Genomic DNA, 20489 nt, shown 5'->3' with positions numbered 1-20489 from the left:
GCCCTTGCCCGGCGGGTTTTCTTTTTTCTGAAATGGAGCCCTCTCCCATGCCCAGCACGAATCCCCGCAGCTACGACGCCACGCCTTCCCGCAAGGTCGCCTTTCTCGGCCTGGGCGTCATGGGCTACCCCATGGCGGGGCACCTCGCCCTCGCAGGCCATACCGTTACCGTGTACAACCGCACCGCCGCCAAATCGGCCGCCTGGTGCGAAGAGTTCGCGGGCAGCGCCGCGACCCGGCACGCCCCCACGCCACGCGAAGCCGCCCAGGGGGCGGACATCGTCTTTTGCTGCGTCGGCAACGACGACGATCTGCGTTCCGTCACGCTGGGTGCCGATGGCGCCTTCGCGGGCATGCAGCCCGGCGCGGTCTTCGTGGATCACACCACGGCATCGGCCGAGGTCGCTCGCGAACTGTACGGCGCGGCGCGCACGCTGGGACTGCAGTTCATCGATGCCCCCGTGTCCGGTGGCCAGGCTGGGGCCCAGAACGGCCAGCTGACCGTGATGTGCGGCGGCGACGCTGCCACCTTCGACAGCGTGAAGCCCACCGCGCTGGCCTTTTCCCGGGCTTTCACCCGCGTGGGCGACAGCGGATCGGGCCAACTGGCCAAGATGGTCAACCAGATCTGCATCGCCGGTATCGTGCAGGGCCTGTCGGAGGCGATCGCCTTCGGTCAGCACGCCGGGCTGGACATGCCGCTGGTGCTGGACGTCATCGGCAAAGGGGCCGCGCAAAGCTGGCAGATGGACAACCGCGGCAAGACCATGGTGGAAGGCCGCTTCGACTTCGGCTTTGCCGTGGACTGGATGCGCAAGGACCTCGGCCTGGTCCTCGACGAATCCCGCCGCAACGGCGCACGTGTGCCGGTCACGGCGCTGGTGGACCAGTTCTATGCCGATGTGCAGCAGCACGGCGGCGCCCGTTGGGACACCTCCAGCCTGATCACGCGTCTGGGCCGCAAGAAAACGAACGGGTAAGAGAACCGATCGTTCAGCCTGGCCGCGCGGGCCCCCTCGCGGCCGTGGCCAGTGGCCTGGTGCCGGAACCGCTTTGGCCGATTCGCTGGCAGCCGCCGACGCTCAGCGGACCGGCAAGTTGGGCGAAGCGTCCGTGGTGACTGGCGCGGGACGCTGCTGCGCGAAGCCACGCTCCAGTTCCTGCTGCGTGATGATCTCGAACACGCGCACGACCTTGCGCACGCCGTTCACGCCCCGGGCGATGTCGGAGGCCCGGTCCGCCTCGCGCTGCGTCACGCGTCCCATGAGGTACACCGTCTCGCGCTCGGTGACCACCTTGTAGGCGCTCGCGAACAGGTCCTTGGCATCGACGAAGCTCGCGCGCACCTTGCCGGTGATCAGCGTGTCGTTGGAACGCTGCGTGAGGGAACTGGGGGGCATCACGGCCAGGTCGTTGACGACCGAGCGCACGTTCTCCACGGCCAACGCGGTCTGCTCGAGTTTTTCCTTGTCCTGCGCGGTCGGCACTTCGCCCGTCAGCAGCACTTGCCGGTTGTAGCTGGTCACATTGACATGGACGCGGTCGCCGAAGGTGTCGCGAATGCGGTTGGAGGCACGCAGTTCGATGCCTTCGTCCTCCACCTGCGTGCCCGTCGTGCGCCGGTCCGACGCCATCATGCTGCCCATGACGGCAGCGCCGCCTACCACCAGCGGAGCGCATGCCGAGAGGGCCGCCCCCAAGGCGCCCACGGCCAACAGGGTGCAAGTCAATCGGGTCAAGCGGGTCATCGGGAAGCTCATAGCGGTATCTCCTGTTCACCAAGTAATTGGGCGTCCACGCCGTCGCACAGGCAGTGCAGGACCAGCGAATGCACCTCCCGCACGCGTGCGGCGCGGTCGTGGGGCACGGCGATCAAGACGTCGGTCTCGCGCAGCATGCCGGCCAGCCGGCCACCGCTGCGACCCGAAAGGGCGACGACGGTCATGTCTCTTTCATGCGCTGCATCGCATGCGGCCAGCAGCGGCAGGTCATTGCCGGACTCCGACAGCGCCAGCAGGACGTCGCCCGCCTGTCCCAGCGCTCGCACCTGGCGTCCCAGCGCGTCGATGTCCGGGCCCTCGAGGCCGGCAGGAGTCCAGATTGCGTCGGGCGCCAGTGCCATGGCCGCCAGCTCCGGCCGCTCCCGTTCGAACCCGGCCACGCACAGGGCAGCGAACTGCTGCGCCTGCGCCGCGGCCGGACCGCTGCCGCAGGCCAGCACCTTGCCGCCACTGGTGACGCAGGCGAGGATGGCCTGCACAGCGGAAGCGATGGGATGGCTCAGGGTCTGCGCGGACTGGTATTTGAGGTCGGCGCTATCGATGAAATGCTGTTGAATGCGTTGCTCTAGCATGAGACAAAGATGATACCTGTGGGGTCGGCGCCATTTGGGTCAACCATGGGCGGCAGGCGTAAAACACTGCATCGCTTTGACTCCAACCAAGGGCTCGAAGCGTTATTGCGCCTCGAAGGCACCACGCAGCCACTGCACGGAACCGCCTTCCACCAGGACGGCATCGAAGCGGCATGGCGGTGGTGCAGGCAGGCGCATCAGGTAGCAGCGGGCGGCAAACACGATCCGCTGCTGCTTGGTCCGGCCGATGCTGGCACCAGCGCCGCCAAACGCACTGCTGGCGCGGCTTCGCACCTCAACGAACACCACCGTGCCGTCGCGATCCCGCACGATCAGGTCGATCTCGCCGCCGCCACGCCCGGGCGTTCGATAATTGCGCTCGACCAGCCGCAGTCCAGCGGCTTGCAGGTGGGCCAATGCGAGGTCTTCGGCAGCATTGCCGACCACGCGCGCGTTGGCTACCGGTTTTTTCCCAAGGAATCCCATTGAGCGCCTCTTTCGCTTCAGCCCTGAACGCCGCACGCGACGCGGCGGCTGCGCAGCATTATCCGCAAGGGGCTCTGTACGTCGTGGCCACGCCCATCGGTAACTTGGCCGACATCACACTGCGGGCGCTGCACGTGCTGCAACTGGCCGACACCATCGCCTGCGAAGATAAGCGCCATACCCAGGCGCTGCTGCGCGCCTACGGCATAGAGAAAACCGGCAGTCAATTGCTGGCGGTGCACCAGCACAACGAGGCCGAGGCATCGCATTCGGTGGTCGAGCGTTTGCGCGACGGACAGCGGGTGGCCTACGCCAGTGATGCGGGCACCCCGGGCGTCAGCGATCCGGGGGCGCGGATCGTCGCTGCCGTGCACGCGGCAGGGTTGCGCGCTGTGCCACTGCCAGGAGCGAGCAGCGTGACATCGGCACTCAGCGCTGCGGGCGCATTCGCCCAGGGGGCCGAAGGTTTTCTTTTTGCCGGTTTTCTTCCAACCAAGAGCGGCGAGCGGGCAACGGCAGTGCAACATCTCGCCACGGAAACCCGCTGTGTGGTGCTGCTGGAGGCCCCACACCGAATTGCAGAACTGGCCCAGGCCCTTGCGGTCTTGGGAGACCGGCAGGTCACGCTCGCCCGGGAGCTGACCAAACAGTTCGAAGAAATTGCCACCCAGCCTGCCCATGCCCTGTCCATCTGGCTGGCCGGCGGACCACAACGCTCGCGGGGCGAGTTCGTGGTGCTGTTGCACCCGATCCAGGCAGCGCAGGACGATGGCGATGGTCTGCGTGTGCTGAAGTTGTTGATGCAGGAACTCCCGCTCAAAACCGCTGTCCGCCTGTCGGCCGAGATCACAGGATCATCGCGCAATGCCCTGTATGAGTCGGCCCTGGCGCTCAAGCAGGAAGGCGGAACGCAGGCCTAGCAGGCTCGGCCCATGCCAGGCGCTGCACTGCAACTGCTGAGCGGCGGTGAACGCATCGGTCCGCGTGAGGTACCGCCCTTTCTCAGCCGACGGTGTACGCCAGTCCGGAGGCCACGCCGCCGAACAGGTCACCTTCCATCTGGGTCACCTGTGGGAAGGCCTTCTTCAACGCGGTACGCAGCGGGCGCAGCGCAGAAGAGCCACCGGTGAGATAAATGGCATCGATGCCACTGGCGTTCAATTCGGCCTTGCGCAGGCACTCCTGGGCGCAATCCACAATCTGCTGCAAAGGCCCCTCCAGTTGCGCTTCCAGGACATCGGGTGAAATGAAGGATTGCAGATCGGATTCGAGCCAATCCAGCACGATGGGTTCTGCAGCGCTGTTTTGCGACACCGCGATCTTGGCGTGTTCCACCGCATTGGCCAGACGGTGCCCCCACCGTTCGTTGAGCACCTCCATTAATCGGTCGTGCAAGCGAAGGTCTGCATAGTCGGTCCGGAGGGACTGCGCGTCCCTCAAAGCTTTCGCGCTGTACAGCCACTGGATCAGGTGCCACGTCGATAAATCGAAGAACACGCGGCTGGGCACTTCCCGGCCACTGGGCCCGATGTGGCGCAGTCCGAGAAGCGGCATGACCTGGGCCCGGCTCAGTCGTTGGTCAAAATCGGTTCCACCCAGGTGAACCCCGGAGGTGGCCAGCACGTCGGAACTGCGATCGGCCAGCAAGGCACGCTCCGGGCCGAGGCGCACGACGGTGAAATCCGAGGTCCCCCCGCCGATATCCACCACCAGCACCAATGATTCATGCGTGATCCGCTGTTCATGGTCCAGCGCCGCTGCAATGGGCTCCAGTTGAAAGGAGACATTGGTAAACCCCGCATCCAAGGCCGCCTGTCGCAAGGCGTCTTCCGCCTGCGCATCACGCGCTTCGTCGCCATCCACGAAGTGGACAGGGCGCCCCATGACAACGCGGTCTGGCATCGCGCCCAGCGCCTGCCGGGCCTGCCCTGCCAACGTGCGCAGAAACAGTGCGATGATGTCTTGATAGCTCACCATGCTCTGGTGAACCGCTGTCTTGTCCTGTAGGAGCGCGCTGCCGAGCAGGCTTTTCAGCGACCGCATGAGCCGCCCTTCCGTGCCCGCGAGGTAATGCGCCACGGCATCGCGCCCGATGTGTGTCTGATGGTCTTCCGTATTGAAGAACAGGGCGGTCGGCAATGTGGTTGCAGTCCCTTCCAACGGTAGCAACGTGGCCACGCCCCTGCCCCGTCTCACCGCCATGGCGGAATTGGAGGTGCCGAAATCAATGCCAAGCGTGGTTTCTTCTGAGGATGTCATCGTGAACAAAGGAGAGATAGGCATCACCCCCGGATTGATCGGGCGGCATCAAACCATCAAGAAGCTGTCGGCACGCGCACCTTTCAGTGTTGCAGTGTGTCGTCATTAATCGCCCTGATGTGAAAAGATGCCGATCGTCACCCACTGACTGGAGGCCAGCCAAAGCTTCCCATCAGTGTTTATCCAGTGAGTTAAACGACAAAAACAAAAAAGCCCACTGATTAGTGGGCTTTTTTGAGAGCGTTTCCGCTTTATTGGTTGCGCGAGGAGGATTTGAACCTCCGACCTTTGGGTTATGAGCCCAACGAGCTACCAGACTGCTCCATCGCGCGGCAAGAGATAAATTATAACCTACTTTTATGCTTCTGCGGAAGCATTTGCGGTTTCTGCAGATTCTTCTGCGCGATCAACCAGTTCGACATACGCCATAGGTGCATTGTCTCCCACGCGGAAACCCATCTTTAGGATGCGCGTATAGCCGCCTGGACGTGCCTTGAAACGGGGGCCGAGCACATTGAACAGCTTGGTCACGCTGTCACGATCGCGCAGACGATCAAATGCCAAGCGGCGATTGGCCAGGGTGTCTTCCTTCGCCAAAGTGATCATAGGCTCCACCACACGGCGCAGCTCCTTGGCCTTGGGCAGCGTGGTCTTGATGGCCTCGTGCTCGATGAGCGAGTTCATCATGTTCTGCAGCATCGCGAGTCGGTGCGAGCTGGTGCGATTGAGTTTACGAAGGCCGTGTCCGTGGCGCATGGTGCTTTCCTTATGAGTAATTAAATCGGGCAGCCGTATCAGGTACTGCCCAAGGCACTGGCTCCCCCGAGGGAGCCCAAAATTATAACTTAACGCTTGTCGAGGCCTGCAGGTGGCCAGTTCTCCAGCTTCATCCCCAGAGTCAAACCACGGGAAGCCAAGACTTCCTTGATTTCATTGAGCGACTTACGTCCCAGATTAGGCGTCTTCAGCAACTCGTTCTCGGTGCGTTGGATCAGGTCACCGATGTAGTAAATGTTCTCGGCCTTCAGGCAATTGGCAGAGCGCACCGTCAATTCCAGCTCGTCCACAGGGCGCAGCAAGATCGGATCGAACGTTGCACTGCCGCGAGGACCTGCTGGCGCATCGAATGCCGCCAATTCGCCGCCTTCGAGCTGCGCAAACACAGCCAGCTGTTCTACCAAAATCTTGGCGGATGCACGAACTGCATCTTCCGCCGTGATGGCACCATTCGTCTCGATTTCGACAACCAGCTTGTCCAGATCGGTGCGCTGCTCAACGCGGGCGCTTTCCACGGTGTAGCTCACGCGCTTGACCGGGGAAAAAGATGCATCCAGCACAATGCGGCCAATCGACTTCGTCGACTCGTCGGCATAACGGCGCAGATTGCCTGGCACGTAGCCACGGCCTTTTTCTACCTTGATCTGCATGTCCAGCTTGCCGCCCTGCGACAGATGGGCGATGACGTGATCGGGGTTGACGATTTCTACGTCATGAGGCGTCTGGATATCCCGAGCCGTGACCACCCCTTCACCGTCCTTGCGAAGGCTCAGCGTGACTTCGTCGCGGTTGTGGAGCTTGAACACCACACCCTTGAGATTCAACAGGATGTTGACGACATCTTCCTGAACACCATCAATGGATGAATACTCGTGCAAGACGCCTGCGATCGTGACTTCCGTTGCTGCGTAACCCACCATGGACGAGAGCAGAACACGGCGAATGGCATTGCCCAGAGTGTGGCCGTAACCGCGCTCAAAGGGCTCCAACGCGACCTTGGCACGATTGTGGCCAAGCTGCTCGACATTGATCGCCTTGGGTTTCAGCAAATTGGTTTGCATTCAGACTTCCTCTCAATACCCCCAGCTCGTTACACCGGTAAGGCTGGTGAAGCGCCTATACCGCGATGCCTCGCGGTATAGGAACAATTTTCTCGAATGTGCGCTAAATGCTTAGCGCGAATAGAGTTCAACGATCAGGGATTCGTTGATGTCAGCGCCGAATTCGTCACGATCCGGAACCTTCTTGAAGATACCTTCGGCCTTGTCGGCATTCACTTCCACCCACGCTGGCATACCCACTTGCTGAGCCAGCTGCAAGGCTTCGACCACGCGACCTTGCTTCTTGGACTTTTCGCGCACAGCCACCACATCGCCCGTCTTGACGAGGTACGAGGCGATGTTGACAGACTGGCCGTTCACGGTGATAGCCTTGTGCGAAACCAGCTGGCGTGCTTCTGCGCGCGTGGAGCCGAAGCCCATGCGGTACACCACGTTATCCAGACGGGATTCCAGCAGGAACAGCAGGTTGGCACCCGTGTTGCCCTTGCGGCGATCAGCGGCTTCGAAATAGCGGCGGAATTGCTTTTCCAGCACGCCATACATGCGCTTGACCTTCTGCTTTTCGCGCAGTTGCAGACCATAGTCGGACGTGCGAGCACCAGAGGTGCGGCCGTGCTGACCTGGCTTGGAGTCGAACTTGGCCTTGTCCGCGATAGAGCGGCGAGCGCTCTTCAGGAACAGGTCAGTGCCTTCACGGCGGGAGAGTTTGGCCTTGGGGCCGAGGTAACGTGCCACTTGAGCTTCCTTGGATTGTCATCTTCCGCAACATCATTGCGGGAGCCACCTGCTGCCAAAGCAATCAGGTGGCGGTGGGCTTATAAAAATTAGATGCGACGGCGCTTTTGCGGACGGCAGCCGTTATGGGGAACCGGCGTCACGTCGGAGATCGAAGTGATGCGAATACCCAGGGCGCCCAGCGCGCGCACCGACGATTCACGACCAGGACCTGGGCCCTTGATCTCGACATCAAGATTCTTGATGCCTTGTTCAATGGCAGCACGACCCGCGACTTCGGATGCAACCTGTGCAGCGAATGGCGTGGACTTGCGCGAACCCTTGAAACCTTGACCACCCGACGACGCCCAGGACAAGGCATTGCCTTGGCGATCGGTGATCGTGATGATGGTGTTGTTGAACGAAGCATGCACGTGCGCGATACCGTCCGACACGTTCTTGCGAACCTTCTTGCGAACGCGCTGTGCAGCGTTATTGGCGGGAGACTTTGCCATGTTGATCTTTCAATCTTTTTACTTCTTCAGCGCTGCAGCACCCTTGCGCGGACCCTTGCGGGTACGAGCATTCGTGCGCGTACGCTGACCACGCATGGGCAGACCGCGACGATGGCGGAAGCCGCGGTAGCAGCCAATGTCCATCAAGCGCTTGATGTTCATCGTGGTTTCGCGACGCAGATCACCTTCGATGGTGAACTGCGCGATCTGATCGCGAATTTTTTTCGAGATCGCCGTCCGTCAGATCCTTGATCTTCTTGGAATAAGCGATGTCACAGGCTTCGCAGATCTTGCGAGCGCGGGTGCGACCAATGCCAAAAATGGCGGTCAAGCCGATTTCAGCATGCTGATGCGGCGGAATATTAATGCCAGCGATACGTGCCATATGCGTCCTCTAATACTTTCAATCAACCTTGGCGCTGCTTATGGCGCATGTCCGTGCAGATCACGCGCACCACACCTTTGCGGCGGATGATCTTGCAGTTGCGGCAGATTTTCTTGACCGAAGCCGAAACTCTCATTTCATTCTCCTAAAACTCGTCTTTTCGTCCCGGCCCACTGCGCGGAACACAATTTGCGCCCGCGATGACTCGGAGGCATCAATAAACCGTATCCACCAAGGCCAACCCGCCACTATAGCGCATTTGCCAAGATTCCACTCTTAACTGGCTCAGCTGCCAGGCGTTGCTTTGAAGTTGGCCTTCTTAAGCAAGGACTCGTATTGCTGCGACATCATGTAGTTCTGCACCTGGGCCATGAAGTCCATGGTGACCACCACAATGATCAGTAAAGAGGTGCCACCAAAATAGAACGGCACGTTGTACTTCAAGATCATGAACTCTGGGAGCAAGCACACAAAGGTGATGTACACCGCTCCAGCCAGCGTCAAGCGAACCAGGATCTTGTCGATGTAGCGAGCCGTCTGTTCTCCAGGACGAATCCCAGGAATGAAGGCACCGCTTTTCTTCAAGTTGTCTGCAGTCTCTCGGCTGTTGAACACCAAGGCGGTGTAGAAAAAGCAGAAGAACACAATGGCCGCTGCGTAGAACATCACATAGATCGGCTGACCTGGGGTCAGTGCTCCAGAAATGTCACGCAACCAACGCATCGACTCACCCGCACTGAACCAGTTCACCACCGTAGCCGGCAACAAAATGATCGACGAAGCAAAGATCGGTGGAATCACCCCAGCCATGTTGAGCTTCAACGGCAGATGCGACGATTGCCCGCCATACACCTTGTTGCCCACCTGGCGCCTCGCGTAATTCACGAGAATCTTTCGCTGACCTCTTTCGACAAACACGACGAAATAGGTCACTGCCGCCACGATCAACACGATGAAAATCGCAGCCAGGATGCTCATCGCACCTGTGCGCACCAGCTCCAGCAATCCACCGATAGAACTCGGCAGCCCTGCAGCGATACCTGCGAAGATCAGGATCGAAATCCCGTTGCCCAAGCCACGCTCTGTGATCTGCTCACCCAACCACATGAGGAACATCGTGCCAGCCGTCAAGCTCACCACGGCCGTCATGCGAAACCCGAACCCGGGACTCAGCACCAGCCCTGCGGAACTCTCCAGTGCCACAGCGATGCCCAGCGACTGGAATATGGCCAAACCCAGCGTTCCATAACGCGTGTATTGCGTGATCTTGCGCCGCCCTGCCTCGCCTTCCTTCTTCAGCTGCTCGAACGTCGGAACGACATAGGTCATCAGCTGCATGATGATCGACGCCGAGATATACGGCATGATCCCCAGAGCGAAAACCGTGAAGCGCGAGAGCGCCCCACCCGAGAACATGTTGAACAGGTTCAGAATGCCACCCTGCTGGCCACTGAACAGCTGTTGCAGCTGCGCCGGATCAATGCCCGGCACGGGAATGTGCGCTCCGATGCGGTACACGACCAACGCCAGCAGCAGAAAAACCAGCCGGCGACGTAAATCGCCAAACTTACCGGTTTTCGCAATTTGAGCTGCGCTAGTAGCCACGGATGCGTTCCTTCAGAACGTATTCAAGCCAGGCTGCCGCCGGCAGCTTCGATGGCCGCCTTCGCGCCCGCCGTTGCACCGATGCCGGTCAACTTGACCGACTTGCTCAGTTCGCCACTCTTGATGACCTTCACCACCTTGATCAGCTGACCCACCAAACCGGCGCTCTTGAGCGCCAGCAGGTCAACTTCAGCAAGACCCAGTTGGTCCAGCGCCGTCAGAGTCACTTCTGCATTGAACTTCAGCAGATGGGACTTGAAGCCGCGCTTGGGCAGGCGACGCTGCAAAGGCATTTGACCGCCTTCGAAGCCCACCTTGTGGTAACCGCCAGAACGCGATTTTTGACCCTTGTGACCGCGACCCGCGGTCTTGCCCAGACCAGAACCGATACCGCGACCGACGCGGCGCTTGGCATGCTTGGCTCCGTCTGCAGGCTTGATGCTATTGAGTTCCATCATCAACCTCTCAGAGGACTTTGACCAGATAGCTGATCTTGTTAATCATGCCGCGCACTTCAGGGCTGTCCTGCAGTTCGCTGATGCTGTTCAGCTTGCGCAGGCCCAGGCCGCGTACGGTGGCACGGTGCGATTCCTTGGTGCCAATCGGGCTGCGCACCAGTTGAATCTTGACGGTTTGTTGCGTAGTCATTTGCTCAACTCCGTTCAGGCGAAGATGTCTTCGACCGACTTGCCGCGCTTGGCTGCCACTTCCGACGGGGTCGTGGAATGCACCAGCGCATCGAACGTTGCGCGGACCATGTTGTAGGGGTTCGACGAACCGTGGCTCTTGGCCACGATGTCGGTGATGCCCAACACTTCAAACACAGCACGCATCGGGCCGCCCGCAATGATGCCCGTACCCTTGGGGGCGGGAGCCATCATCACGTGTGCAGCACCATGGTGGCCCGTCACTTGATGATGAATGGTGCCGTTCTTGAGCGACACCTTCACCAGATTGCGGCGAGCTTCTTCCATTGCCTTTTGCACGGCTGCAGGCACTTCCTTCGACTTGCCCTTACCCATGCCGACGCGGCCATCACCGTCACCGACCACAGTCAGTGCGGCGAAACCGAGAATCCGGCCACCCTTCACGACTTTGGTCACGCGGTTCACCGCGATCATTTTTTTCGCGCAGACCGTCGTCCTGACCTTCGCTCTGCACTTTGGGTTGAAATTTAGCCATTTTGTATTTCGCTCCGCTTAGAACTGCAGGCCAGCTTCACGTGCAGCGTCGGCCAAAGCCTTGACGCGGCCGTGATAGGCAAAACCTGCACGATCGAATGCAACCTTCTCGATGCCGGCCGCCTTCGCCTTTTCAGCGATGCGCTTGCCGATGATCTGGGCAGCGGTGGCATTGCCCCCCTTGCCAGAGCCACCGAGGGACTTGCGCACATCGGCTTCTGCCGTCGATGCGCTGGCCAGGACCTTGCTGCCGTCGCCGGAGATAACACTGGCGTAGATGTGAAGGTTCGTGCGGTTCACCGTCAAACGCGCCACGCCTTGCTGCGCAATGCGAATGCGGGTCTGGCGCGAACGACGAAGACGCTGCTCTTTCTTGGTCAACATGTTGCAGCTCCTTATTTCTTCTTGGTCTCTTTGATCGTGACTTTTTCGTCCGAATAACGGATGCCTTTGCCCTTGTAGGGCTCGGGCGGACGAACGGCACGGATCTCAGCGGCCAATTGGCCGACGCGCTGGCGGTCGGCACCCTTGATCACGATTTCGGTCGGGGTTGGAGTCGCAACCGTGATGCCAGCAGGCATTTCGAAGTTCACGGGGTGCGAGTAACCCACGCTCAGATTCAGCTTGGCACCTGCAGCCTGGGCCTTGTAGCCCACGCCGATCAGGCTCAGCTTCTTTTCGAAGCCCTTGCTGACACCCACCACCATGTTGTTCACCAACTGGCGGATCGTGCCACTCATGGCATTCGCTTCACGGGACTCGTCAACAGGCTCAAAACTGAGCTTGCCGTCCTTGATGGAGACCTTCACAAGCGCGCTCTGGGTCAGCGACAGCGTGCCGCCCGTACCCTTCACGTTGATCTGGTCGTCCTTGATGGACACATCCACACCTGCGGGGATGGTCACCGGCATTTTTCCTACGCGGGACATTTCAGTTACTCCTCAATGCCACGTTTAAGCGACGTAGCAAAGCACTTCGCCGCCGACACCGGTAGCGCGCGCTTTGCGATCGGTCATCACGCCCTTGGGCGTCGTGACAATTGCCACACCCAGACCGTTCATGACTTGCGGGATGGAATCACGGCCTTTGTACACACGCAGGCCAGGACGGCTCACGCGCTCGATACGCTCGATCACCGGACGACCGGCGTAGTACTTCAGTGCGATTTCAAGTTCGGACTTGCCGGCTTCGGTCTTGACCTGGAAGCCGTCGATATAACCCTCGTCCTTCAGCACTTGGGCGATGGCGATCTTCACTTTGGAAGACGGCACCAGCACGGTTGCCTTGGACACCATTTGCGCGTTGCGAATGCGGGTCAGCAAGTCAGCGATGGGATCACTCATGCTCATGTTGTATCTCTCCTGCCCGCTTACCAGCTGGCCTTGGTGACACCAGGGATGTCGCCGGCAAAAGCCAGTTCACGGATCTTTGCGCGAGCCAGACCGAATTGGCGGAACGTGCCACGTGGGCGACCGGTGATTTCGCAACGGTTGCGCTGACGCGTGGGGTTGGCGTTGCGTGGGAGCTTTTGCAGGCCCAGACGGGCTGCTTCACGCTCTTCATCGCTGCGCTTCATGTCGCTGGCAACTGCCTTCAATTCCGCATACTTTGCTGCGTACTTGGCGGCCAATTTTTCGCGCTTCAGTTCGCGCTGGATCAAAGCTACTTTAGCCATACGCTGCCTCAGTTCTTGAACGGGAAACGGAAACCAGCGAGAAGCGCCTTCGCTTCTTCATCGCTACGCGCCGTTGTGGTGATGCTGATGTTGAGACCGCGCAAGGCATCCACCTTGTCGTACTCGATTTCAGGGAAAATGATCTGTTCCTTGACACCGATGTTGTAGTTGCCACGGCCGTCGAAGGCCCGGCCAGAGATACCGCGGAAGTCACGGACGCGGGGCAGAGCCACGGTCACGAAACGATCCAGGAATTCGTACATCTGAACGCCACGCAGGGTGACCATGCAGCCGATGGCCTGGCCTTCTCGGATCTTGAAACCGGCGATGGCCTTCTTGGCCTTGGTCACCACAGGCTTCTGGCCAGCAATCTTGGTCAGATCTGCGACGGCGTTGTCCATCACCTTCTTGTCCGACACGGCTTCGCTCACACCCATGTTCAGGGTGATCTTCGTCAGCCGAGGGACTTGCATCGGAGAGGTGTAACCGAACTGCTTAGCGAGCTCGGGGGCGATTTTTTCGCGGTAGTGTTGTTGCAGTCGTGCCATGTTGACTCCTTAGGCCGCCTTGATTTCAGCGCCGCTGGACTTGAACACGCGAACGCGCGCACCATCAGCCTGCACCTTGATACCTACACGATCAGCCTTGCCGGTAGCCGCATTGAAGATGGCCACGTTGGACTGATGGATCGGCATGGCCTTTTCCACGATGCCGCCGGTCGTACCCTTCATGGGGTTCGGCTTGACATGCTTCTTGACCAGGTTGATGCCGTCGATGACCAGATAGGAGTCATCCTTGCGCAGCGACACCGTGCCGCGCTTGCCCTTGTCGCGCCCGGTGAGCACAACGATTTCGTCGCCCTTGCGAATCTTGTTCATGGCGCGTCCTCAGAGAACTTCAGGAGCCAGGGACACGATCTTCATGAACTTCTCGGTACGCAGTTCACGCGTCACGGGCCCGAAGATGCGGGTGCCGATGGGCTCCAGCTTTGCATTGAGCAACACTGCTGCGTTGCCATCGAATTTGACGAGCGAACCGTCGCCACGGCGAATACCCTTCGCCGTACGAACCACCACTGCGCTGTAGACCTCGCCCTTTTTGACGCGGCCACGCGGAGCGGCTTCCTTGATGCTCACCTTGATGATGTCGCCGACACTGGCGTAGCGACGCTTGGAACCACCCAGCACCTTGATGCACAGGACGGACTTCGCGCCGGTGTTGTCGGCAACGTCTAACCGAGATTCTGTCTGGATCATTTCAATATTCCCAACTTGCACCGGCAGGATTGACAGCCCCAGAGAACGTCTCAAGGGCTGAAGATCAGCCAATCAGTCTTGGGCCCGTCGTCCATGCCGCAAACCATTTGCAGCACTTCCCGCTGGGCAGAAACCTCGCGCTTGAAACGCGAAGCCCTCGATTTTGTCAAAAAGCGCAACTGACGTCAAGCACTTCACAACGGGACGTCCAAATACTGCCGGGCCAACGCCTGGAACACCTCCAGCTGGGGGTCTAGGCCGAGCTCCTCGCGCAGGATCTCGCCCACGCGCGGGGCCAGACGAGCGGCTTGGGCCGCATCCAGGAAAAGCATCCGGCTGCGGCGGGCCAGCACATCTTCCACCGTGCGGGCGTACTCGTAGCGGGCGGCAAATCGCACCATCGCCTCGGTCAGCCCCTCTGACAGCGCGGCGTCCGCGCCCGGCAAGCCGTCGATGAAGGATGCCTCACTGCCATAGGAGTGCAGACCTTGGGGCGCGCTGATGCGGTGCTGCACCGCCTGCTGGGGCGAGCCCACGAGGGGAAGATGGCGCGTCACGCCGCTGGGGCGCTCCGCCAGCAACCCCGCAGTGAAGCATTTTTGCAACACGTCCTCCGCCATGGCCCGGTACGTGGTCCATTTTCCACCGGTGACGGTGACCAGTCCGCTCGCGCTGGCGATGACGGTGTGCTCGCGGCTGATGCTCTTCGTGTTGTCACCGTCGTCGTCCTGCGGTTTGACCAAAGGACGCAATCCGACCCAGATGCTGCGTACATCCGAAGGGCCCGGCGCCCGCGTCAGGTAGCGGGCGGATTCGCTCAGGATGAACGCCACTTCCTCCTTGAACGGTAAGGGCTCGCGGGCCAGGTCCTGGCGTGGGCTGTCGGTCGTCCCCAGGATGACTTTGCCCAGCCACGGCACGGCAAACAGCACCCGGCCATCGGCGGTCTTGGGCACCATGAGCGCATGGTCGGAAGGCAGGAATTCACGGTCCACCACGATGTGCACGCCCTGGCTGGGTGCCACGATGGGCTTGGCGGGGCGCCCGAGCGCCGCGGCATCCTGCTGGCGAAACGCGTCCACCCACACTCCGGTGGCATTGACCACACACTTCGCGCGCACGGTATAGGCGGTGCCGGTTTCGCGGTCCTCGCACGTGAAGCCCGCCACCTTGCCCGCCTCGTGCACCAGTTCGCGGGCGGAGCAGTAGTTGACGAGCAAGGCTCCGCGCTGCGCCGCCGTGCGGGCCAAGGCGAGCGCCAGCCGGGCGTCGTCGAACTGGCCGTCCCAGTACTTGACCCCGCCTTTGAGCCCTTCCTTGCGGGCCGTGGGCAGCAGGCGCAAGGTGCTTTCCCGGCCGAGGAATTCGGTGGCGCCCAGGCCGGCCTTGCCCGCCAGGACGTCGTAGGCCTTGAGTCCCACGCCGTAGAACGGCGTTTCCCAATAGCGGTAGGACGGCATCACGAACGGCAGCGGCTGCGCCAGGTGGGGGGCATTGTTCAACAGCGTAGTGCGCTCGTGCAGCGCTTCGCGCACGAGGGAGATATTGCCCTGCGCCAGATAGCGCACGCCTCCGTGCACCAGCTTGGTCGCGCGGGAGGATGTTCCCTTGGCGAAGTCGTGCGACTCCACCAGGACCACGCTGAAGCCACGCGCGGCGGCGTCCAGCGCCACGCCCAGGCCTGTCGCGCCGCCCCCGATCACCGCCAGGTCGTAGAGGCGGGGCTCGGCCAGCCGAGCCAGCAGTTCGGAGCGTTTGGTGTACAGGGGGGTGGTCACGGTATTCATGGGATCGATTGTCCATGCGTCTCGGAAGAACCAAGGGTTAACCCTTGATTCACCGCAAAAAACAAATCCGCCCAGGCCCTTGCAGACAAGGACGAGGGCGGGAGGTGGGCAAATCAGGCCGGCGGTGCGTGGGCGCCGGCCCATCCTGCCGGGTCAGCGCACCTTGCCGTCCTTCCAGGCCTGCAGCAGGCGGTCGTAGGCAATGGTTTCGCCCTTGGGCTTTTCATTGGCCAGCTTGGCCCAGGGGGCGGCCTTGTCGCTCAGCCACTTGGCAGGATCGCCCTTGGGATTGAGCTTGGGCGCGCAGTGGGCCATGCCGGCGCGCTCCAGGCGGGCCATGACTTGGTCCATCTCGTCGGCCAGCGTGTCCATGGCGCCCTGTGGGGTCTTCTCGCCCGTGACGGCCTGGGCCACGTTCTTCCACCACAACTGCGCCAGCTTGGGGTAGTCGGGCACGTTGGTGCCGGTGGGCGACCAGGCCACGCGGGCCGGGCTGCGGTAGAACTCGACCAGGCCGCCGAGCTTGGGCGCCATGTCGGTCATGGCCTTGGACTGGATGTCGCTCTCGCGGATGGGCGTCAGGCCCACGATGGTCTTCTTGAGCGAGACGGTCTTGGCGGTCACGAACTGGGCGTAGAGCCAGGCAGCGGCCGTCTTGTTGGCGTCATGGCCGTTGAAGAACGACCACGATCCCACGTCCTGGTAGCCGTTCTGCATGCCGGGCTTCCAGTACGGGCCGTTGGGGCCGGGCGCCATGCGCCACTTGGGCGTGCCGTCGGCGTTCACCACGGGCAGGCCGGGCTTGACCATGTCGGCGGTGAAGGCGGTGTACCAGAAGATCTGCTGGGCGATCTGGCCTTGCGCGGGCACGGGGCCGGATTCGCCGAAGGTCATGCCCATGGCTTCCTTGGGCGCGTACTTCTTCATCCAGTCCACGTACTTGGTGAGCGCGTACACGGCCGCGGGCGAGTTGGTCGCGCCGCCGCGGGACACCGAGGCGCCCACGGGCGTGCACTTGTCCGCCGCCACGCGGATGCCCCATTCGTCGATCGGCAGGCCATTGGGCGTGCCGATGTCGGCCGAGCCCGCCATGGACAGCCAGGCGTCGGTGAAGCGCCAGCCGAGCGAGGGGTCCTTCTTGCCGTAGTCCATGTGGCCGTAGATGGCCTTGCCGTCGATGGTCTTCACATCGTTGCTGAAGAATTCGGCGATGTCTTCGTAGGCGCTCCAGTTCAGCGGCACGCCCAGGTCGTAGCCGTACTTGGCCTTGAACTTGTCCTTCAAGTCCTTGCGCTCGAACAGGTCGGCGCGGAACCAATACAGGTTGGCGAACTGCTGGTCGGGCAGCTGGTAGAGCTTGCCGTCCGGCGCGGTGGTGAACTTGGTGCCGATAAAGTCCTTCAGGTCCAGCCCGGGGTTGGTGAACTCCTTGCCGGCGCCCGACATGTAGTCGGTCAGGTTCATCATCTTGCCGTAGCGGTAGTGCGTGCCGATCAGGTCGGAGTCGCTGATCCAGCCGTCGTAGATCGACTTGCCCGACTGCATCGAGGTCTGCAGCTTCTCGACCACGTCGCCTTCCTGGATGAGATCGTGCTTGACCTTGATGCCGGTGATCTCCTCGAAGGCCTTGGCCAGCGTCTTGGACTCGTACTCGTGCGTGGTCAGGGTTTCCGACACCACCGAGATTTCCTTCACGCCCTTGGCCTGCAGCTTCTTGGCCGCGTCGATGAACCACTTCATCTCGGCCAGTTGCTGGTCCTTGGCCAGCGTGGACGGCTGGAATTCGCTGTCCACCCACTTCTTGGCTTCCGCCTCGCCCGCCATGGCCGTGTTGCCGGCCAGGACCGCGACGGCCAACGCCAGCGCCGAATACTGCATCTTCATAGTGCTTGTCTCCTGATAGTCAGTTGAATCGACTCCCCTTTGCATTCCAGCGGCCGCCAGGTCCGGGGGATGGGTCGGACCGGCGGCAGAAAAAACTCCCGGCAGCCTGGCCGTCAGCCCTTGCGCAGGATCAGCACCAGCAAGGCCATCGACAGCACGAAGCTGATCCAGATCGACGGTTCGGCCGACAGCGAGAACCACTGCACCAAGTGCCCGCTGATGCCCACGAAGGCCAGGTTCACATAGGCGGCGGCCAGCAGGCCGATGAAGAGGCGGTCGCCGCGCGTCGTCGCCAGCGGCAGCCAGCCACGCCGGAGCAGGGTGGGGGACTTGATTTCCCACACCGTCATGCCGGCCAGCATGAGCACGATGCACAGGAAGAAAACGGCCACCGGCGTGGTCCAGGCCATCCACTCAAACATGGGTACCCCCCTGAGCGCCTGCGGCACTTACCCTGAGGGGGGCGCAGCGGGTGGCCGGGCAAGGCCCGCTCCACGGCTGCCGCTGGCGTTGGACGCATCGCGCGCTCTGCGGTGAAAGTGTGTGATTCATGGTTGTGCTCCCTTCACACGTCAAACCCGGCCCATCGCGAAACCCTTCGCGATGTAGTGCCGCACGAACCAGATGACGATGGCACCCGGCACGATGGTGAGCACGCCGGCCGCGGCCAGGGTGGCCCAGTCCATGCCGGAGGCGCTCACGGTGCGCGTCATCGTCGCCACGATGGGCTTGGCGTTCACGCTGGTGAGCGTGCGCGCCAACAGCAGCTCGACCCAGCTGAACATGAAGCAGAAGAACGCCGCCACGCCCACACCGGCCTTGATGAGCGGCAGGAAGATGGTCAGGAAAAAGCGCGGGAAGCTATAGCCGTCGATGTATGCCGTCTCGTCGATCTCCCGCGGGATGCCGGTCATGAAGCCTTCCAGGATCCACACCGCCAGGGGCACGTTGAACAGCAGGTGGGCCAGCGCCACGGCGATGTGCGTGTCCATCAGCCCCACGGTCGTGTAGAGCTGGAAGAACGGCAGCAGGAACACCGCGGGCGGCGTCATGCGATTGGTCAGCAGCCAGAAGAACACGTGCTTGTCGCCCAGGAACTGGTAGCGCGAGAACGCATAGGCCGCCGGCAGCGCCACGGTGAGCGAGATCACCGTGTTGATGGCCACGTAGATCAGGCTGTTGATGTAGCCCGAGTACCAGGACTCGTCGGTGAAGATGGTCTTGTAGTTGTCCCAGGTGAAGTGCTGGGGAAAGAACGAGAACGTGGAGAGGATCTCCGCGTTCGTCTTGAAGCTCATGTTGACCATCCAGTAGATGGGCAGCAACGCGAAGACGATGTAGGCCGCAAGGAAGAGGCTCCGCTTGCGAAAGCGCTTTTCATTCATGGCCGGCTCCGGTCTGTGCGTCGGTGCCCACGCGCTGCATCCAGTTGTAGAGGATGAAGCACAGCAGCAGGATGATGAGGAAATAGATCAGCGAGAACGCCGCCGCCGGGCCCAGGTCGAACTGGCCCACGGCCTTCTGCGTGAGGTACTGGCTGAGGAAGGTGGTGGCATTGCCCGGCCCCCCGCCGGTGAGCACGAAGGGCTCGGTGTAGATCATGAAGCTGTCCATGAAGCGCAGCAGCACCGCGATCATCAGCACGCCGCGCATCTTGGGCAGCTGGATGTAGCGGAACACGGCGAACTTGCTCGCGCCGTCGATGCGCGCGGCCTGGTAATAGGCGTCGGGGATCGAGCGCAGCCCGGCGAAGCACAGCAGCGCCACCAGCGGCGTCCAGTGCCACACGTCCATCACCAGCACGGTGAGCCAGGCCTGCGTGGCGTTGCCGGTGTAGCTGTAGTCGATGCCGATGTACTGCAGCGCGGCGCCCAGCAGGCCGATGTCGGCGCGGCCATAGATCTGCCAGATGGTGCCCACCACGTTCCAAGGGATCAGCAGCGACAGCGCCACCGTCACCAGCACGGCGGAGGACTTCCAGCCCTGCGCGGGCATGGACAGCGCCAGGCAGATGCCCAGCGGGATCTCCACCGCCAGCACGGCGAGCGAGAACGTGATCTGGCGCCACAGGGCCGCGTGCAGCTCTTCGTCGCGCATCACGGCGGCGAACCATTCGGTGCCGACGAACACGCGCCGCTCGGGCGAGATGATGTCCTGCACCGAGTAGTTCACCACGGTCATCAGCGGCAGGATGGCCGAGAAGGCCACGCACAGGATGACGGGCAGGATCAGGAACCAGGCCTTCTGGTTCACCGGTTTGGTCGTGGTGCTCATGCCAGCAGTTCCTCGTTTTGGTAGAAGCAGGTATGGCGCCCCAGCACCTGCAGCCAGACCGTGTCGCCCGCCGAAGGCACCGCCTCGCCCGTGCCCAGGCGGGCCTTGAGCGTGTGCTCGCCCACGCGGGCCGTGAGCAGGAAGTAGGTGCCGATGTCCTGCACCTTCTCCACCGTGCAGGGCAGCGCGCCGGGCTGCCCGGCCGCGGCGATGGCCAGGTACTCGGGGCGCACGCCCACCTGCAGCGCGCCGGCCGGCAGGGCCTTGCCCGCGGGGC

General features: G+C 61.7%; 28 protein-coding genes, 1 tRNA gene and 2 pseudogenes. 3 read left to right on the top strand and 28 right to left on the bottom strand.

The window, feature by feature from the left end:
- Positions 1-47: 47 nt before the first annotated feature.
- A complete protein-coding gene (locus AC27IO_RS08275) occupies positions 48-980 on the top strand; it encodes an NAD(P)-dependent oxidoreductase (protein WP_498738355.1) in 933 nt (310 codons plus the stop codon).
- 102 nt (positions 981-1082) lie between these two features.
- On the opposite strand, the gene AC27IO_RS08270 is transcribed toward AC27IO_RS08275, so the two are convergent.
- From AC27IO_RS08270 to AC27IO_RS08260, 3 genes are all read right to left on the bottom strand, one after another.
- Positions 1083-1760 (bottom strand): BON domain-containing protein, encoded by a 678-nt coding sequence (locus AC27IO_RS08270; RefSeq protein ID WP_498738353.1) that lies wholly within the window; start codon positions 1758-1760, stop codon positions 1083-1085.
- Positions 1757-2353 carry an SIS domain-containing protein gene (locus AC27IO_RS08265; RefSeq protein WP_284431081.1) on the bottom strand — a complete coding sequence of 199 codons (597 nt, stop codon included), beginning with the start codon at positions 2351-2353 and terminating at the stop codon, positions 1757-1759. The genes AC27IO_RS08270 and AC27IO_RS08265 overlap by 4 nt, the downstream gene beginning before the upstream one ends.
- A gap of 102 nt (positions 2354-2455) precedes the next feature.
- Positions 2456-2839 (bottom strand): YraN family protein, encoded by a 384-nt coding sequence (locus AC27IO_RS08260; RefSeq protein WP_498738350.1) that lies wholly within the window; start codon positions 2837-2839, stop codon positions 2456-2458.
- Here AC27IO_RS08260 and rsmI point away from each other — a divergent pair.
- A complete protein-coding gene (gene rsmI / locus AC27IO_RS08255) occupies positions 2839-3759 on the top strand; it encodes a 16S rRNA (cytidine(1402)-2'-O)-methyltransferase (protein WP_498738349.1) in 921 nt (306 codons plus the stop codon). The two genes, AC27IO_RS08260 and rsmI, sit on opposite strands and share 1 nt — an antisense overlap.
- Positions 3760-3841: 82 nt before the next feature.
- Here the strand turns inward: rsmI and AC27IO_RS08250 are convergent, their stop codons facing one another.
- Positions 3842-5098 carry an Hsp70 family protein gene (locus tag AC27IO_RS08250; RefSeq protein ID WP_284431078.1) on the bottom strand — a complete coding sequence of 419 codons (1257 nt, stop codon included), beginning with the start codon at positions 5096-5098 and terminating at the stop codon, positions 3842-3844.
- Between AC27IO_RS08250 and AC27IO_RS08245 the strand changes: the two genes are divergently transcribed.
- On the top strand, positions 5010-5207 hold the full coding sequence (locus AC27IO_RS08245; RefSeq protein WP_498738361.1) for a hypothetical protein: 198 nt from the start codon (positions 5010-5012) through the stop codon (positions 5205-5207). The genes AC27IO_RS08250 and AC27IO_RS08245 overlap by 89 nt on opposite strands.
- Positions 5208-5353: 146 nt before the next feature.
- Here the strand turns inward: AC27IO_RS08245 and AC27IO_RS08240 are convergent.
- From AC27IO_RS08240 to AC27IO_RS08125, 24 genes and pseudogenes are all read right to left on the bottom strand, one after another.
- Positions 5354-5430: transfer RNA gene (locus AC27IO_RS08240), tRNA-Met, on the bottom strand.
- Between the two features lie 25 nt (positions 5431-5455).
- Positions 5456-5854, bottom strand: coding sequence for a 50S ribosomal protein L17 (gene rplQ / locus AC27IO_RS08235; RefSeq protein WP_284406975.1), 399 nt, complete (start codon positions 5852-5854; stop codon positions 5456-5458).
- Between the two features lie 89 nt (positions 5855-5943).
- Positions 5944-6936, bottom strand: a complete 993-nt coding sequence (locus AC27IO_RS08230) for a DNA-directed RNA polymerase subunit alpha (RefSeq protein WP_272549398.1) — start codon at positions 6934-6936, stop codon at positions 5944-5946.
- Between the two features lie 111 nt (positions 6937-7047).
- Positions 7048-7671 carry a 30S ribosomal protein S4 gene (rpsD, locus tag AC27IO_RS08225; protein ID WP_272566916.1) on the bottom strand — a complete coding sequence of 208 codons (624 nt, stop codon included), beginning with the start codon at positions 7669-7671 and terminating at the stop codon, positions 7048-7050.
- An 89-nt stretch (positions 7672-7760) separates the two neighbouring features.
- Positions 7761-8165 (bottom strand): 30S ribosomal protein S11, encoded by a 405-nt coding sequence (gene rpsK / locus AC27IO_RS08220; RefSeq protein ID WP_011793799.1) that lies wholly within the window; start codon positions 8163-8165, stop codon positions 7761-7763.
- Between the two features lie 18 nt (positions 8166-8183).
- Positions 8184-8550 (bottom strand): annotated as a pseudogene (gene rpsM / locus AC27IO_RS08215) (30S ribosomal protein S13).
- Positions 8551-8572: 22 nt separating this feature from the next.
- Positions 8573-8686, bottom strand: coding sequence for a 50S ribosomal protein L36 (gene rpmJ / locus AC27IO_RS08210; RefSeq protein WP_011793797.1), 114 nt, complete (start codon positions 8684-8686; stop codon positions 8573-8575).
- 149 nt (positions 8687-8835) lie between these two features.
- Entirely contained in the window at positions 8836-10155 is a 1320-nt protein-coding gene (secY, locus tag AC27IO_RS08205) for a preprotein translocase subunit SecY (protein ID WP_284431076.1), read from the bottom strand.
- Positions 10156-10178: 23 nt separating this feature from the next.
- A complete protein-coding gene (rplO, locus tag AC27IO_RS08200) occupies positions 10179-10610 on the bottom strand; it encodes a 50S ribosomal protein L15 (protein ID WP_272569571.1) in 432 nt (143 codons plus the stop codon).
- 10 nt (positions 10611-10620) lie between these two features.
- Positions 10621-10803: a 50S ribosomal protein L30 gene (rpmD, locus tag AC27IO_RS08195; protein WP_056670941.1), complete on the bottom strand. Its 183-nt coding sequence runs from the start codon at positions 10801-10803 to the stop codon at positions 10621-10623.
- 14 nt (positions 10804-10817) lie between these two features.
- A pseudogene (rpsE, locus tag AC27IO_RS08190) lies at positions 10818-11337 on the bottom strand (30S ribosomal protein S5).
- A gap of 17 nt (positions 11338-11354) precedes the next feature.
- Entirely contained in the window at positions 11355-11720 is a 366-nt protein-coding gene (gene rplR, locus AC27IO_RS08185; RefSeq protein WP_272549407.1) for a 50S ribosomal protein L18, read from the bottom strand.
- Positions 11721-11731: 11 nt separating this feature from the next.
- Positions 11732-12265: a 50S ribosomal protein L6 gene (rplF, locus tag AC27IO_RS08180; protein WP_284431075.1), complete on the bottom strand. Its 534-nt coding sequence runs from the start codon at positions 12263-12265 to the stop codon at positions 11732-11734.
- Positions 12266-12289: 24 nt separating this feature from the next.
- Positions 12290-12685, bottom strand: a complete 396-nt coding sequence (gene rpsH / locus AC27IO_RS08175; RefSeq protein WP_005793636.1) for a 30S ribosomal protein S8 — start codon at positions 12683-12685, stop codon at positions 12290-12292.
- A 20-nt stretch (positions 12686-12705) separates the two neighbouring features.
- The gene (rpsN, locus tag AC27IO_RS08170; RefSeq protein WP_272549410.1) at positions 12706-13011 is read right to left on the bottom strand and encodes a 30S ribosomal protein S14; all 306 of its coding nucleotides are present in this window, start codon (positions 13009-13011) and stop codon (positions 12706-12708) included.
- Positions 13012-13019: 8 nt separating this feature from the next.
- Entirely contained in the window at positions 13020-13559 is a 540-nt protein-coding gene (rplE, locus tag AC27IO_RS08165) for a 50S ribosomal protein L5 (protein WP_272566913.1), read from the bottom strand.
- Between the two features lie 9 nt (positions 13560-13568).
- Positions 13569-13889 carry a 50S ribosomal protein L24 gene (rplX, locus tag AC27IO_RS08160; RefSeq protein ID WP_272549412.1) on the bottom strand — a complete coding sequence of 107 codons (321 nt, stop codon included), beginning with the start codon at positions 13887-13889 and terminating at the stop codon, positions 13569-13571.
- A gap of 9 nt (positions 13890-13898) precedes the next feature.
- Positions 13899-14267, bottom strand: a complete 369-nt coding sequence (gene rplN / locus AC27IO_RS08155; RefSeq protein WP_025596343.1) for a 50S ribosomal protein L14 — start codon at positions 14265-14267, stop codon at positions 13899-13901.
- Positions 14268-14461: 194 nt separating this feature from the next.
- Positions 14462-16054, bottom strand: a complete 1593-nt coding sequence (locus AC27IO_RS08150; protein WP_284431074.1) for a glycerol-3-phosphate dehydrogenase/oxidase — start codon at positions 16052-16054, stop codon at positions 14462-14464.
- Positions 16055-16207: 153 nt separating this feature from the next.
- Complete coding sequence (locus tag AC27IO_RS08145) at positions 16208-17938, bottom strand: ABC transporter substrate-binding protein (protein ID WP_317354582.1); 1731 nt, start codon at positions 17936-17938, stop codon at positions 16208-16210.
- A 113-nt stretch (positions 17939-18051) separates the two neighbouring features.
- Entirely contained in the window at positions 18052-18360 is a 309-nt protein-coding gene (locus tag AC27IO_RS08140; RefSeq protein ID WP_284413575.1) for a DUF2160 domain-containing protein, read from the bottom strand.
- Positions 18361-18510: 150 nt separating this feature from the next.
- Complete coding sequence (locus AC27IO_RS08135; RefSeq protein ID WP_272549418.1) at positions 18511-19323, bottom strand: carbohydrate ABC transporter permease; 813 nt, start codon at positions 19321-19323, stop codon at positions 18511-18513.
- The gene (locus AC27IO_RS08130) at positions 19316-20212 is read right to left on the bottom strand and encodes a carbohydrate ABC transporter permease (protein ID WP_272549419.1); all 897 of its coding nucleotides are present in this window, start codon (positions 20210-20212) and stop codon (positions 19316-19318) included. Before AC27IO_RS08130 ends, AC27IO_RS08135 begins: the two co-directional genes overlap by 8 nt.
- Positions 20209-20489, bottom strand: a 281-nt coding sequence (locus AC27IO_RS08125) for a TOBE domain-containing protein (protein ID WP_498738341.1), incomplete at its 5' end; no start/stop codon positions are given. The genes AC27IO_RS08130 and AC27IO_RS08125, both read right to left, overlap by 4 nt.

Source organism: Acidovorax sp. KNOB132, assembly GCF_057541515.1.
Note: the sequence above shows the minus strand (reverse complement) of the source record. Positions and strands in the feature narration are given on the sequence as shown.